Raw genomic sequence first — 13,887 nt, forward strand, 5'->3', positions numbered from 1 at the left:
AAATCCTCCACCGAATAGTGCTCGCTGTTGGGATATTTTTTGTAAATGTTTTTCAGATTTAGTTCGACCATAAGTTCCCCTTTTCTTTTTATGAGATTTTCTCTCCTAAAGCCCTATGTCCAAGTCAAAGCGCTTTCACAATCATCATTATATCTTTTTTTAACAACTTTTTCAAGCATTAATTCAAACGTTTGCATAACTTTTTTATCTGGAAGCAGCAAACGGCAGCTTTATAATCTTTTAGTCTGCTTTTAGCAGTGAAACTGTCCCCAGACAGCTTCAGCCTATCATTTTGAAAGAATAAAATGACAGGCTGCGGGCTGGACGGTGGGACAGAACTAAATTTTTAAAAATTTAGTTCCCTTCGCTCTTTTGTTTCTAAGCTCAGGCTGAAAAGGTTCCCCAAACCTTTTCACTCCCAGCCCGCGAGGCTCTCACAGTCCGGGGGACTGTGAGAGGTTGGGGATAAAACAAACGCAGTTTGTGTCAAAACAGTCCGGGGGACTAGGAGAGGTTGGGGATAAGGAAAACAGAGTTTTCCTCAATGTAGGAGCTTTTTGGAGTCTAAAAGACGAACAAAGTTGAGACTTGCTTCGCAAGTCCTATCCGCAACCTCAAAGCAGTGCTTTTGTTGCTTCCTCTCAGAAGCTTTATCTATAACCTCAAAACCTCCACTGGAGCTTTTGAGCAATCAGCTACCGCGTCAAGAGTTTTTTACCAAAACAAAGCGAAACTGAAGGACTTTTGTCTCAGCCTCGTGGCAGATAAAGCTTCCGTGAGGAAGTCTCAAAAGCGTACGGCTGATAGCGGTGGAGCAGCCTCATCATCCCTGTTCCTGACTAGTCTGCTGATGGTTTTCATTGAGAAGAAATGAAAGACACCTATAAAAAAAGAGGCCTCCTTGACCTCTTTTTCTGCATATTTTATCCGACATCTTTCTTATTACGGGCAAGCAAAGCAAGGCCGCTTAAAGCACTGACGGCTGCTAGGGCAGCAAGCGGAAGCTGGGAGAGTTCACCAGTTCTTGGTAAAACAGCAGCAGAAGACGTTTGCTTTTCTATCCTGCCAGACTCTTCCGTGGCTGTCGCAGCTAAAGCGGATTGTGGCTTCTGATTAGACTGACTGACAATTGATACATTCTCTGCAGCTAGGTGATAAACAGGCAGAGCTTCGGCTGTCACAGGATCAGAATCACTGACACCGCCCTGAAATTCTGGCAAAGCATCTGCCTGCGGTGCATCACTTGGAAGCTGAGCAATCGGACTCTGAACCGCTGTTAAGATAAACTCTGGCAGCTCAGTTGTCACAGGTTCGGAATCACTGACACCGCCCTGAAATTCTGGCAAAGCATCTGTTTGCGGTGCATCACTTGGAAGCTGAGCAGTCGGACTCTGAACCGCTGTTAAGATAAACTCTGGCAGCTCAGCCGTCACAGGTTCGGAATCACTGACACCGCCCTGAAATTCTGGCAAAGCATCTGTTTGCGGTGCGTCGCTTGGAAGCTGAGCAGTCGGACTCTGAACCGCTGTTAAGATAAACTCTGGCAGCTCAGCCGTCACAGGATCAGAATCACTGACACCGCCCTGAAATTCTGGCAAAGCATCTGCCTGCGGTGCATCACTTGGAAGCTGGCTGACAAGCGGCGGAATCCCTGTTAAATCATAGGATTCAGACTCAGCCGTCACAGGTTCGGAATCGCTGACGCCGCCCTGAAATTCTGGCAAAGCATCTGCCTGCGGTGCGTCGCTTGGAAGCTGAGCAGTCGGACTCTGAACCGCTGTTAAGATAAACACTGGCAGCTCAGTTGTCACAGGTTCGGAATCACTGACACCGCCCTGAAATTCTGGCAAAGCATCTGCCTGCGGTGCGTCGCTTGGTATGGAGCTGCTTTCCGTATTTTTTTCTGCTGCTTCGACAATCGCCTCAAGAATTTCAAAGGCTTTGGTCTCTTCATCGGCAATCTGCTCTTGGATCTTTTCAGCAGCCGCTGCGCTGTCAGCATTTGAAGCCAGCAGATTGACAGCCTCATGGGCTGCTTTCAGAGCTTCCACTATTTTATTCTGAGCCTTCCTCTTATCAGCAGATGACAGGCTTTGGCTCTTCTCAATCGCTTGGAACTGTTTATCCGCCTCTTCTTCTATTTCTTCCAAAATCAGCTCTTTGCCGACTGGGTGAATCGTATCAAAAACTGCAATGCCGCTGGCTTGGTTCTGCTCCGCTTCGGAAAGGCTTGCGGACTGCTCAATGACTTCTTTGGCAGCAGCTGCAGCCGCTTCTATTTTTTCCTGAGCTTCGTCCAACTCTGCCTCTGAAAGATTTGGATTGGTCTTTAGATCCGCCGCTTTATCTGCAGCAGCAAGGTCCACTCTCACAGCTGCCAACACTTTAAGAAAGCCCAGCTCCTCGGCAGCTATCTGCTCTTGGATTTTTTCCGCAGCTGCTGCATTGTCCGCCTGTTCGTCATAGGCCAGAACAGCCTCCTGGGCCCGCTTAGCAGCATCCCCGACTTGCTTTTCAGCAGCTGCTCTGCCTTCAGCAGAAAGACTGTCGCTGCTCTCAATTGCCTTGAAAATCTCGGTCCTGTCTTCCTCGATTTCCTCTAAAATCAGTTCTTTGCCGACTGGATGAATCGCGGCTATAGCTGCAAGTCCAGCAGCCTTAGCCTGATCAAATACTTCCGAATCTTCTGCATCCTCAATCTCTCTCTTAGCCAAACCCGCTGCTTTCTCAGCTTCAGCCTTGAAGTACTGCTGCTCTGCCTCTGACAAATTCGGATTTTCCTTCAAATCCGCCAGCTTCGCTGCAAGGGTCAGATCCAGCTCTGAAGCCGCGGCAAATTTCAGAAAGTGATTTGCCTCTGCAGCCACCTTGCTCTGAATCGCTTCAGCTTCTGCAGCCGTGGCGGCATTAGCGGCCAGCTTTTGAATCGCAGCTGCTGCACGGGCAGCTTCAGCTGCCAGACCTTCTCTAAAAGCTGCCTTGTCAGCCTCTGACAAAGCTTCGCTGCCAGATAGCAGCTCTTCAAAGTCTTCCTTTTCGTCCTCAATTTCGTCTAAAAACAAATCTTGGCCGACTGGATTGATGCCGGCAATTCCTGTCAGACCTCCTTCTTTGCCTTGATGAATCCTATCTTGGCTCTCCGCCGCCTCAATAACCTTTTTGGCATCTTCAACCGTTTTGCGGGCTTCTTCTCCGGCAAAATGTTTTTCCTCATCAGAAAGATTGACATTTTCTTCTAAATCAGCCAGTTTTTCAGCCAAAGATGCACTGACTTCCTCATTGGCACTGTCCTTGAGCTGATTCAGATCCTCAGCAGCCGCAGGACTGTCTGCCGGCGGCTGGACAGCTTCAAGAACTGCTGGCTCTGCCGCTGCAACCGCCTCATCTGCCGCTGCACTCCCATGCCCCCAAAACAGAGCTAAGGCACAAATCACAACCGATCCCACTCCCAGAAGGGACTTCCGAATGGAGTAGCGTAAAACTTTTTCACTTCTTTTCATCTTTTTCTCCTTGTTTGCATCATGTTTCAAAAGCATTCCTCTTGGTGCAGTTTTTCCATTTGCTTTTATAGTCTTTGAAAATCTCTTCAACCTTCGTCAGCTCTAACAATCTGGGCAGGGAGGTTGCAGATGAAGAGTCCGGAACAAAAAGGGTTTCAAAAGAGCAACGACTATACTATAAAACCAAGCTTCTCCGCCGCTTCTGTCTTATTTAGCAAGAGAACTTTCTTTTGTTATTTTATCATATTAATCATACAATACAAGCATTTTATCTTAAAATATATGCACAATCAGGACATTTTGTCCAATTCTGAGCCGCTTCCGTTTGAAGAAGCTGGCTGGAAGCTCCATAAAGAGGACAGAATGCCGCTTTCCTAAGGCTTTCCCTTTGTTTCCAGAGGACACTTTTACACTATGTAAACTTTTTTAGTGAAAAATGAGTCCTATTTTCTAGCATATTTAAGTTTTAAACAGTAAAATGGAATAGGAGGGATAAATTTATGACTCTTAATACCCGAGAAAGGATACTGGATGCTTTTTTTGCATTAGCAGAGCAGCACCCGGCCAGATCTCGTTTCACATTTACCGAAATAGCAAAAGAAGCCGGCTTGTCCAGACAGGCTATTTACAAGCGGCATTTTAACAGCGCCGATGAAATCATCGACTATATCCGAAAGGAGCTGACCAGCGAGTTCAGCCCTCTCTACGACAGCTACGATGCGGCCTTGGAGCCCGATCCTTTCATCTTTTTCGCTCAAACCGTTATTCCGGCTATTTACAAACAGCACAAACGCATTAGAATCCTCTACACAGCAGCTATTGACCCTTTCTGGCGCGAATTCATTACCTCGATTTACAGGGAGTGGGTCGCACAAAATCTCCAGCTCAACCATCAGAAACTGGGAATCCCCCCGGAAATGGCGGATACACTGCTGGCTCAATGGCTCAATTCTCTTATCGAAAATTGGATTATAGAGGAAGAACCGATTCCATCCCAACAGTTCTCAGAAATATTTCTCAATCTCGTATCTTCACCGCTAACCAGCTTTGCTATCTATGACAGCAAAGTCCGTTCTTCCAACAAAATTGTTATCGCTAAGCCCATCAGAAGAAATCCAGAGAAATAAGAGAACCAGTTTCTGCACTTTGAGACTGGTTTTTAATTTTTAGCTTAAATTCACAGAAATAATTGGACATTTAAACAAGAAAGTGCTATCATTTTGATTGACAGGTCGTTAACCTTCCTGCCGGATGATTCCATTCTTCCAGCAGGACAAACAAACAAAAACAGCAAAAGAAAGAAGGTCCTTATGCCTCAAGATACCAGAGACAAAATTGTTAATGCATTGATTGAACTCGCCGAGCAGAACCCAGAAAAGTCCTACTTCACTTTCTCTGAAATTGCCAAACAAGCCGGCTTATCCAGACAGGCTATCTACAAAAAGCATTTCAGCAATGTGGAAGAAATCATCGAATACATCCGGGAAACCATCATGAGTCCCTTCCTGCCGCTGTATGAAAGCTATAAGGGAGAGGAGAAAACAAATCCCATCGTCTTCTTCTCCCAGCATATGATCCCCGCTATCTACAGACACCGTCAATGGATGAAGGTCCTCTATACCACTGCTATTGATCCTTTTTGGAGGGATTATCTGACTGGGTTCTTTACCCAGTGGGCAGAGCAAAATCTGGATATTGATGCTCAAAAACTGGGAATCCCGCAGGAGATGGGGACCGAGATCATTGTCAAATGGATTAACTCTCTGATTGAGATTTGGATTGTCAAAGATGAGCCCCTGCCTGCAGAAGAGTTTGCTCAGCTTTTTCTCAAAGTCACCTCAACACCTATTGAGAATTTTGTGGTCTCTGACTGATATAGCCTCTTAGTTTTCAGAACGAAGCAGCAAGCTGCTCAAAAGCTCCAGCGGAGATTTTGAGGCGGTGGACGGAGCTTCCGTTAGAAAGTGTCATCTCCTCAAAGCACTGCTTTAAGGCTGCAGATGAAAGACCGCTGGGAAGTGTCAGCTTACTGGCCTACAGCAAGGCTGAAAGATTACTACACTTTCTATGTTAACCCCACAGGCCATTCCACTCTTCGAAAATCGAAAGCCAACCGGCCCTGCGTTTTGCCTTGCTTCAGTCATCTCCCAGACTGCTGAAGGGGCAGATAAAAGGACAGCCGTTCCCAACTTTCGTCAAGCCCGAAGGGCTGTCAGATAGATTTGCTATATAAAAAAAGGCAAAGGTGATTCATCTCCCTTGTCTTTTTTTGCTTCAGTCAAGCCGATAATAAAAAGTTCCCTGCTCATCAAACGTATTCAGACCGACTCCGGTCCAAATCCGGTCACGCGCTGCATCAGAATCATCTTTGAAGTTTGCCTTAGCCGCTACTGTGATTCCCTTCGGTATGAATTCCAACAGAAAACCACCCGTTTCGCCGCCATAGACACCGCTGGAAGCCGTCCCATAGTCCGTCAGGGAAGCCCCGTAAAACTCATAAGCGTCTGAAACCAAGCCCTTGTCGTCAAATACCAGCTGGTTGCCGGAAGCATCCTGCCAGGTCCCCTTCACGCTGCTGTAATCACCCTGCGCCAGTGCCGCAATATCCATAGCAGCCTCCTTTTCATTGTCTTTTTCTGTACCGGAAGCCTCTGAGCTTTGGCTGCTGGCCGCAGAGGAAGACGCTGTTTCCTGACTGGAAACCTGCTCAACACTGCTGGCTGCTGTACTGGAGGTGCTGGCAGACTGACTGGAATTTGTCTGACTGCCTCCCGAACAGGCTGTCAGCACCAGCAAGACTGCTCCTCCGACAAGTCCCGTCCACAAAGGCTGGATTATTTTCTTTTCCATGCTTTTCTCCTTTTGATGCAGATAGAATCAATCAAATGATTAGTAATATTATAGACTTTTTTAAATGAATTTACAAGAAAATTCCCGCAGAATAAATTCAATCCTCCCCAATGAAATGCATCCGCAAACCAGACAGGACAGCGACTAATGCTCTTTCCCGCCGCACTCTCGTGCTTCTGGGATCCGGCTGTTGAAGCAGAGCAAACCGAATGACATAGGAATAAAAAAGAAAAACTCTCAGCCGGAGGAGACTCCAGCCAGTCTGTCTAGCCTTCTTTGACAGCTGAAACCTGATAAATGGTTTTCGCCAAAGCAGCCTGGTAATCCGCTGCAGAATATACTGTATCCGTTGTGACAGCAGCTGTCTGGCTGTTCAGATCAACGGCCACCTCGGTAACACCGTCCATGCTCAGAAAATGCTCCGTGACATGCTTGACGCAGTTTTGACAGGATAAATTTTTCAATGTGACAATTTGTTTCATGTTCTGTCCTCCTTTATTGGACTTTAAAGCGCCCCAGGCGCAGGGCATTGGCTACAACTGAAACCGAACTGAGGCTCATGGCCAGTCCGGCCAGCATAGGATTGAGCAGAGGCCCTCCAAAAAGATGCAGCAACCCCATGGCAACGGGTATGCCCAGAGTATTGTAGGCAAAAGCCCAAAAAAGATTTTCTTTGATATTGCGAATGGTGGCCCGACTGAGCTGAATAGCCGCTGCTACATCCATCAAATCGCTGTGCATCAGGACAATATCAGCGGATTCAATAGCCACGTCTGTCCCAGAGCCAATCGCAATACCGACTTCTGCCTGCACCAAAGCCGGTGCATCATTCATGCCGTCGCCGACCATAGCGACCTTTCTGCCCTCCTGCTGCAGTTTCTGAACAGCAGCTGCCTTGCCGTCTGGCAAAACACCGGCGATGACTTGCTGGATACCGACTTGCCGGGCAATGGCATCCGCAGTTTCTCTGCGGTCCCCCGTCAGCATCATCACTTCCAAACCCAAAGCCTGCAGTTTCTGCACAGCAGCCGGACTGCTTTCCTTCAGTCTATCTGCAACAGCCAAAAGACCAGCCAGTTCGCCGTCAACAACCAGCAGCATGACCGTCTTGCCCTCCGCAGCGAGAGCCAGCAGCTGTTCTTTAGCAGACCGGCTGTCCACACCGGCTTCTGCCAGCAAAGCTTCATTGCCCAAGAGCAGACTCCTGCCCTCCACCTGAGCTGACAGGCCCCGGCCGGACAAAGCTTTAAAATCACTGACCGGGCTGAGGACAAGCCCTTCCGCTTCAGCCGCCTGTACAATAGCCTGAGCCAGCGGATGCTCCGAATGCTGCTCACTGCTGGCTGCAAGGCTCAGCAAGTCCTGACGGGAGAAGGCTCCCACAGGCCGCAAATCCGTCAGACTGGGCCGGCCCTCTGTAATCGTTCCGGTCTTATCCAAAATGATCGTATCCAGTTGATAAGCAGCTTCCAAAGCCTGACCAGACTTAATCAGCACTCCATTTTCAGCCCCTTTTCCTGTCCCCACCATAATGGCAGTCGGTGTTGCCAAACCCAGAGCACAGGGGCAGGCAATAACCAGAACTGCGATGAAAATCGACAGGGAGAAAGACAGGTTTTCCCCGGCCAAGAAATACCAGCCCAAGGCTGCCAAAAAGGCCAGGCCTAAAACGATGGGAACAAAATAAAGAGAAATCTTATCTGCCAAAGCTGCAATCGGAGCCTTAGAACCTTGCGCCTCCTCGACCAGACGGATAATCTGCGCCAGAGTTGTATCTGCCCCGACTTTGGTCGCTTCATAGTCAATGCTGCCCGACTGGTTGATGGTCGCACTGGTGATGCTGTCACCGACTGTCTTGGCTACCGGCAGGCTTTCCCCTGTCATCATAGACTCATCGACATAGGTCTGCCCCTGAATCACAATCCCGTCAGCTGGCATTCGCTCTCCTGGCTTGATGCGGATGCGATCCCCAACCCGAATCTCCTCTGTATCGACCAGTACCGGCTGTCCACGGCGGATGACTGTAGCCCGACTAGGCAGGAGCTTTATCAGGCTCTGAACCGCCTGCGAAGTCCGGCCCTTGGCGCTGCCTTCCAGATATTTCCCCAGCAGAACCAAACTAATAATCACCGCCACCGACTCAAAATAAAGCTGGTGGACAAAGGCATGCTGCCCCTGAAAAACCTGTCCGACTGAATAGAGACTATAAATAAAAGCAGCGCTGGTTCCTACAGCAATCAGGCTATCCATATTGGGATGCTTTTTGATGAGATTGCGAAAGCCCCGCTGATAAAAACCACGGCCAATCCAAATGGCCGGCAGTGTCAGAAGCAGCTGGGCCAAAACAAAAACCTGCGGAGCCCGCATATGATCCAGAAAGGCCGGCAGAGGAAATCCAATCATGCTGCCCATGGAAATATAAAGCAGGGGCAGGGTCACCGCTGCAAGAAGCAGCAGCTGCCCTTTTTTTCTTTTCAGATCCGCTTCCTTAGCCGCTGCAAGATCTGCATAGTCTGACTGCTTTCCTGCAGCTTTTTCCTCCGCTTGATAGCCGGCCTCAGCTACAGCATCCACTACCTGCTGACTCTCAAAACCAGCCTTGGGCGTCAGAGTCAGTTTTTCCGTCGCCAGATTCACACTGGCTTCTGCTACCGTATCTAAGTCTCTGACCGCCATTTCAATGCTCATCGCACAGGCTGCACAGGTCATGCCAGACAGTTTGTATTCTTTTCGTTCTTCCATGGCAGACCTCATTTCCAACGGCGGGCATGGGCGCCGCAAGTGCACTGTCCCTGCGGGCAGCGACAGACAAGCTGAACTGGAGCCGTAGCTTTTTTCTTGTCAATAGCCTGAGACAGCCGTTCCAAATCTCCTTGGCTGAACTGACTTCTCTCGATCATGGAAACCAGCAGTTCTCCATGCTTGGTATTGCACATATTGTCAAAAAGCTCCTGCCAGGTATTTTCTAAATGCTGCTCTTCTAAAATCAGGGCATCGTAGTAAAATTTTCCCTCAATTTTTTCCATCGCGATAAATTCTTTTGTCTTGAGCCGATTCAAAAGGGTCTTAACCGTGGCCGGCTTCCAAGAAAAATCCGCTTCCAGCCGTTCGATAATCTCCGTACTGCGGCTGTGAGGATAGGCCCAAAGCACACGCATGACCTGCCACTCAGCCTGACTGATATTCTGCTGTTCCATACACATTCCTTCTTTCTTTGATTACAATCGTAATCAACACCTTCTATCAGTTTACACTTGTAATCGAAAAATGTCAAGCTTTTTTCTTATTTTTCCAAAAAAATTGAGATGATTCCAAGCTAAAATCTATAGTCTTTTAGTTTGCTTTTAGCAGTGAAACTGTCCCCCGGACAGTTTCAGCCTATCGCTTAACGTACAGGGCAATAGGGCAGCTAGCTGCTCAAAACCTCCAGTGGAGGTTTTGAGCAGCAGATAAAGTTTCCGATAAGAGATGCCAGCTATACTGGCGTACGACCTGCGGCTAGCTTTCTAGTTTGCTTTTTGATTTGCATTGGGGAGTATAAAATAAAAGGCAACAGAAAAAGCAAGCAGACTCGGAGCCATTCCCTCCAGCCTGCTTGCTTGTCATTCTTCAGTGATTGTGCTGCATCTTAGTGCGCCAGCATTTCCTGCGCGATTTCCTGACCGGACAAATCGCTTGGGTAGTAAGTCGGCCAGTTTTCCAGCTCATCAAAGAGCGCTTCCTGGCTTTCGCCGCCATAAAAGATATGGAAATGTTCCGCTTTAGTCGGTGCGATATTATGGTCGCTGAACTGAACATATTTATACTGACCGGCATCCGCATCTGTCGCTTCAAACATAAAGCGGACACCGCGGTTTCCCTTAGAATAGGTCAGCGTGTGCTTGCCAACGTATTTATAGGTATATTTCTTGGATTGCCCATCTACCACAAATTCCATAGTCTTGTCTGTGATATTGATATGAGAGACATCCGTTTTATAGCCCTTATTGTAGTAGTCTTTATACTCCGCAGCTGTCTTATCTCCTTTTAATTTAGCCTTGTAGTCAAAGACCTGATCCAGAGTGCCGTCCTGCAGATAAGGATAAACAGACTGCCATTCGCCTGCATAGTCAGACAGCTCACGGTCCTTGACAGCACTGTCCTCAAAATAGCCGTTCTGGACCGTCTGACTGTCTTCTTCCTTCTCCGCTGCAATCTCTGCTCCTTCTTGGTCTGTCGTCTGCTGAAGGGCCTTGAGATTCGCCTGCATAATGGAAATATAGTCCGCTCCGTCTTTGGTCTGCTCTTCCGTCAGACTCTCCAGCGGATTGAGCACATCCAAGGTCACACCCGTTTCCTTGGCCAAGGTAGAAGCCAGAGCCTGAGACGCATTTTCTTCAAAGTAGATGTATTTGATTTTATTTTTCTTGATATACTCCGTCAATTCTGCCAGGCGGGAAGCAGAGGGCTCGCTGTCCGGAGAGAGACCGGAAATCGGTACTTGCTTCAAGCCATAGTCCAAAGCCAGATAGTTGAAAGCTGCATGCTGGGTCACAAAGCTCTTTTGCTTGGCCTTGCCCAACCCCTCTTCATACTCCTTATCCAGGACTTGCAGTTTCTTGATATAGGCCGCTGCGTTCTTGTCAAAAGCAGCTTTCTGATCAGGATAAGCCTTGCTCAGACTGTCTCGGATATGCTCCACCATTTTAATAGCTCGCTTTGGAGACAGCCAAACATGCGGATCGTATTCATGGTGATGCCCCTCTTCGCCGTGGTCGTGTTCTTCCTCTTCCTCACCGCCCGGCAAAAGCAGCATATCCCCCGTCGCCTTGATAACCGTTTCTTTCTTATTTGTCAATGATTTAAGCAGATCCGGCACCCAGGTCTCCATATTTTCATTTTCATAGACAAAGGCATCTGCATCCTGAATCGCAGCTACAGCCTTGGCCGAAGGCTCATAGTCATGAGGCTCTGTTCCCGCTCCGATAAGCAGTTCAACATTGGCTGTATCCCCAGCCACCTGCTTGGTAAATTCATAGACCGGATAAAAGGTCGTTACGATATTGAGCTTGCCGTCCGCATTGTTCTGATTAGAGCAGGCCGCCAAGAAAAGGCTGAGCAGACCGGCTAGCAATAAAGCAATTTTTTTCATTTACAGCTCCTATTTCATAAATTTTTTCAAAAGATTGACCAGCAAAAAAAGACCGACAAAAATAATGGTGATGCTTGCGCTCGCTGGTGTTTCCGCATAGTAAGAAATATACAGGCCGGCAATCATGCCGAAAAATCCAATAAAATTAGCCAACAGAATGACTGACCTGAAGTTCTTCCCGATCCGCAGCGCAATGCTGGCCGGTAAAACCATGATGGTCGAGACCAGAAGTGCCCCCGCTGCCGGAATCATCAAAGCAATAGCAACGCCGGTCACAATATTAAAGAGAATAGACATCGTCCGTACCGGCAGCCCATCCACAAAGGCTGTATCCTCATCAAAAGTCAGGATATACATAGGGCGAATAAAAAGGAAGGTCAAAATCAGCACCGCGGCTGCAATAGCAAAAAGCCAAATGACCTGCTCCCCGCTGATGGTCACAATAGAGCCAAACAAATACTGGTCCAGACTCATTGAGCTGGAACTCTTCCCCTTGCTCATGACAATCAGAGAAATAGCCAGCCCAGTAGACATGAGAATGGCTGTGCCGATTTCCATAAAATTCTTGTAAATCGTCCGCAGATACTCCAAAAAGACTGCTGCAATCATGACGACAATCACCGTTGAAAGAGTTGGGGAAACCCCCAGAACCAGACCGAAGGCAACCCCAGCCAGCGAAACGTGGCTGAGCGTGTCACTCATCAGACTCTGCCGCCGCAAAATCAGAAAAGTTCCCAAAACCGGCGCAAAGAGGCTCATGGCAATCACAGCCAGAAAGGCCCGCTGCATAAAATCATAAGAGAAGAGATTAAGCATGGCTCACCTCCTGTTCCTGATCGCTCTCGTGAATATTAAAACAGCGCCAAGGTGAGTCCTGATTGCGCACCAGATGGATATTGCGGTCAGCATATGCTCGGACTTCCTCCGGATCATGCGTAATCATCAGCACTCCTTTTCCATGCTGATGGGCATTGTGATGCATCAGCTTGTAAAATTCATCCTTGCTGCCCGCATCCATGCCTGTCGTCGGCTCATCCAGCACAAAAATATCCGGATCCGATGCAAACATGCGAGCAATGACCGCCCGCTGCTTCTGCCCGCCGGAAAGTGAACCAATCCGCTTATCCCGATGCTCCCACATCCCGACCGACTCCAGACTGGCCTTGATATGCTCCTCATCGTGGGCATTTATCCTGCGAAACCAGCCCTTTCGGGGGTAACGCCCAGATTTGACAAATTCATAAACTGTGCTGGGAAAGCCCGCATTAAAACTAGCAATCTGCTGCGGCAGATAAGCAATACGCAGTTTCTTGCCCTGCACATTGGACTTGGCAATCGACACCTGACCGTGCTTGGGCTGCAAAATCCCCAGGCTAGCCTTGATCAGCGTCGTCTTAGCAGCCCCATTCTCACCAGTCAGGGTGACAAACTCCCCACTGTCCAGATGGTAGTTAATATGCTCTAAGACAGGCTCCTTATCATAGTAAAAGGAAAGATTTTCTACCGTAATATATCTCATTTCCCCATCTCTCCTGCCAAAGCATCTAAGAATTTTTCAATCGTTTCCTGCTCTGTCTCTGAAAACTGTCCAGCTATATTTTCATAAGCGGCCAAGGTGTGGGCATGATGATGCTGATGCTCATCCGCAATCGGCTTAGCCAAATCCGTCAGCCGGTAAAAGGTCACCCGGGCATCATTCTTATCTTTAGACGCTGCCAGCATCTCCTGCTTGATTAAGGATTTAACCGCCTTAGTAACGGCTGCCTGACTGACACTTAATCTTTTGGCCAAGTCTGAATTGGTCAGACTTTCCTCCGCCAGCAGCATTAAAATATGCTCTTGAGTATTGGTCAAAGCAACATTGCTGGTGCAAGAACCAATGAGAATTTCATGCTGATTCTCTGCCTTCAAAACCACTTCATTCAAAAAAGAATCTATCTTCTGTGCTAAATAAACCATTATCCCTCCATTTCTTAACCAGTTAAAACTTTACTAGTTAAGTATACCACAAAGAAAAAAAGAGTCAAGCTTTTTCTGAAAATAAGAATACAGATCATACAGCCTTTTAGTATGCTTTTAGTAGTGAAACTGCCCGGGGGACAGTCTCAGCCTATCGCTTAACATACAGGCAGCGAGCTGCTCAAAACCTTCAGTGGAGGTTTTGAGGTGGCAGATGGAGCTTCCGAAAAGAAGTGTCAGCTGCTCTCAAAGCACTGCTTTGAGGTTGCGGATAAAAGACCGCGAGGAAGTACGGCTGATGAGGCTGGGACAGACTCCCATGATGGCTGTGTCCTCACCCACAGAGGGATGCATCTTTTGGAAGATACCGTATAAGAACTAAATTTTTAAAAATTTAGTTCCCTTCGCTCTTTTGTTTCTAAGCTCAGGCTGAAAAGGAATCCCAGG

General features: G+C 48.0%; 11 protein-coding genes. 2 read left to right on the forward strand and 9 right to left on the reverse strand.

Annotated features, from left to right (window positions below; translation table 11 throughout):
* Positions 1–923: 923 nt before the first annotated feature.
* Positions 924–3,500: an SIALI-17 repeat-containing surface protein gene (locus STRDD11_RS07690; protein WP_164828427.1), complete on the reverse strand. Its 2,577-nt coding sequence runs from the start codon at positions 3,498–3,500 to the stop codon at positions 924–926.
* 500 nt (positions 3,501–4,000) lie between these two features.
* Here STRDD11_RS07690 and STRDD11_RS07695 point away from each other — a divergent pair, with 500 nt between their 5' ends.
* Entirely contained in the window at positions 4,001–4,627 is a 627-nt protein-coding gene (locus tag STRDD11_RS07695) for a TetR/AcrR family transcriptional regulator (protein ID WP_128836820.1), read from the forward strand.
* A 183-nt stretch (positions 4,628–4,810) separates the two neighbouring features.
* Positions 4,811–5,374: a TetR/AcrR family transcriptional regulator gene (locus STRDD11_RS07700; protein ID WP_128836821.1), complete on the forward strand. Its 564-nt coding sequence runs from the start codon at positions 4,811–4,813 to the stop codon at positions 5,372–5,374.
* A 400-nt stretch (positions 5,375–5,774) separates the two neighbouring features.
* On the opposite strand, the gene STRDD11_RS07705 is transcribed toward STRDD11_RS07700, so the two are convergent.
* The 8 genes from STRDD11_RS07705 to STRDD11_RS07740 all read right to left on the reverse strand — a co-directional run bounded on the left by STRDD11_RS07705 (position 5,775) and on the right by STRDD11_RS07740 (position 13,440).
* Complete coding sequence (locus STRDD11_RS07705) at positions 5,775–6,350, reverse strand: DUF6287 domain-containing protein (protein WP_128836822.1); 576 nt, start codon at positions 6,348–6,350, stop codon at positions 5,775–5,777.
* A 266-nt stretch (positions 6,351–6,616) separates the two neighbouring features.
* Positions 6,617–6,832 carry a heavy-metal-associated domain-containing protein gene (locus STRDD11_RS07710; protein WP_128836823.1) on the reverse strand — a complete coding sequence of 72 codons (216 nt, stop codon included), beginning with the start codon at positions 6,830–6,832 and terminating at the stop codon, positions 6,617–6,619.
* Positions 6,833–6,845: 13 nt separating this feature from the next.
* Positions 6,846–9,092, reverse strand: coding sequence for a heavy metal translocating P-type ATPase (locus STRDD11_RS07715; RefSeq protein ID WP_128836824.1), 2,247 nt, complete (start codon positions 9,090–9,092; stop codon positions 6,846–6,848).
* 8 nt (positions 9,093–9,100) lie between these two features.
* Entirely contained in the window at positions 9,101–9,547 is a 447-nt protein-coding gene (locus STRDD11_RS07720) for a CopY/TcrY family copper transport repressor (RefSeq protein ID WP_128836825.1), read from the reverse strand.
* Between the two features lie 431 nt (positions 9,548–9,978).
* Positions 9,979–11,481, reverse strand: coding sequence for a zinc ABC transporter substrate-binding protein AdcA (locus STRDD11_RS07725; protein WP_128836826.1), 1,503 nt, complete (start codon positions 11,479–11,481; stop codon positions 9,979–9,981).
* Between the two features lie 9 nt (positions 11,482–11,490).
* The gene (locus tag STRDD11_RS07730; RefSeq protein WP_128836827.1) at positions 11,491–12,297 is read right to left on the reverse strand and encodes a metal ABC transporter permease; all 807 of its coding nucleotides are present in this window, start codon (positions 12,295–12,297) and stop codon (positions 11,491–11,493) included.
* Positions 12,290–13,000: a metal ABC transporter ATP-binding protein gene (locus tag STRDD11_RS07735; RefSeq protein WP_128836828.1), complete on the reverse strand. Its 711-nt coding sequence runs from the start codon at positions 12,998–13,000 to the stop codon at positions 12,290–12,292. The genes STRDD11_RS07730 and STRDD11_RS07735 overlap by 8 nt, the downstream gene beginning before the upstream one ends.
* On the reverse strand, positions 12,997–13,440 hold the full coding sequence (locus STRDD11_RS07740; RefSeq protein ID WP_128836829.1) for a zinc-dependent MarR family transcriptional regulator: 444 nt from the start codon (positions 13,438–13,440) through the stop codon (positions 12,997–12,999). The genes STRDD11_RS07735 and STRDD11_RS07740 overlap by 4 nt, the downstream gene beginning before the upstream one ends.
* Positions 13,441–13,887: the final 447 nt, after the last annotated feature.

Origin of the sequence: Streptococcus sp. DD11 (assembly GCF_001578865.1) — a bacterium.
In the GTDB taxonomy this organism is placed as follows: domain Bacteria; phylum Bacillota; class Bacilli; order Lactobacillales; family Streptococcaceae; genus Streptococcus; species Streptococcus panodentis.

What these genes read in the sequence shown, in the direction of transcription:
- STRDD11_RS07740 (WP_128836829.1), bottom strand. Translation starts at nt 13,440, where the DNA reads ATGGTTTATTTAGCACAGAAGATAGATTCTTTTTTGAATGAAGTGGTT.
- STRDD11_RS07735 (WP_128836828.1), bottom strand. Translation starts at nt 13,000, where the DNA reads ATGAGATATATTACGGTAGAAAATCTTTCCTTTTACTATGATAAGGAG.
- STRDD11_RS07725 (WP_128836826.1), bottom strand. Translation starts at nt 11,481, where the DNA reads ATGAAAAAAATTGCTTTATTGCTAGCCGGTCTGCTCAGCCTTTTCTTG.
- STRDD11_RS07730 (WP_128836827.1), bottom strand. Translation starts at nt 12,297, where the DNA reads ATGCTTAATCTCTTCTCTTATGATTTTATGCAGCGGGCCTTTCTGGCT.
- STRDD11_RS07720 (WP_128836825.1), bottom strand. Translation starts at nt 9,547, where the DNA reads ATGGAACAGCAGAATATCAGTCAGGCTGAGTGGCAGGTCATGCGTGTG.
- STRDD11_RS07690 (WP_164828427.1), bottom strand. Translation starts at nt 3,500, where the DNA reads ATGAAAAGAAGTGAAAAAGTTTTACGCTACTCCATTCGGAAGTCCCTT.
- STRDD11_RS07715 (WP_128836824.1), bottom strand. Translation starts at nt 9,092, where the DNA reads ATGGAAGAACGAAAAGAATACAAACTGTCTGGCATGACCTGTGCAGCC.
- STRDD11_RS07705 (WP_128836822.1), bottom strand. Translation starts at nt 6,350, where the DNA reads ATGGAAAAGAAAATAATCCAGCCTTTGTGGACGGGACTTGTCGGAGGA.
- STRDD11_RS07700 (WP_128836821.1), top strand. Translation starts at nt 4,811, where the DNA reads ATGCCTCAAGATACCAGAGACAAAATTGTTAATGCATTGATTGAACTC.
- STRDD11_RS07695 (WP_128836820.1), top strand. Translation starts at nt 4,001, where the DNA reads ATGACTCTTAATACCCGAGAAAGGATACTGGATGCTTTTTTTGCATTA.
- STRDD11_RS07710 (WP_128836823.1), bottom strand. Translation starts at nt 6,832, where the DNA reads ATGAAACAAATTGTCACATTGAAAAATTTATCCTGTCAAAACTGCGTC.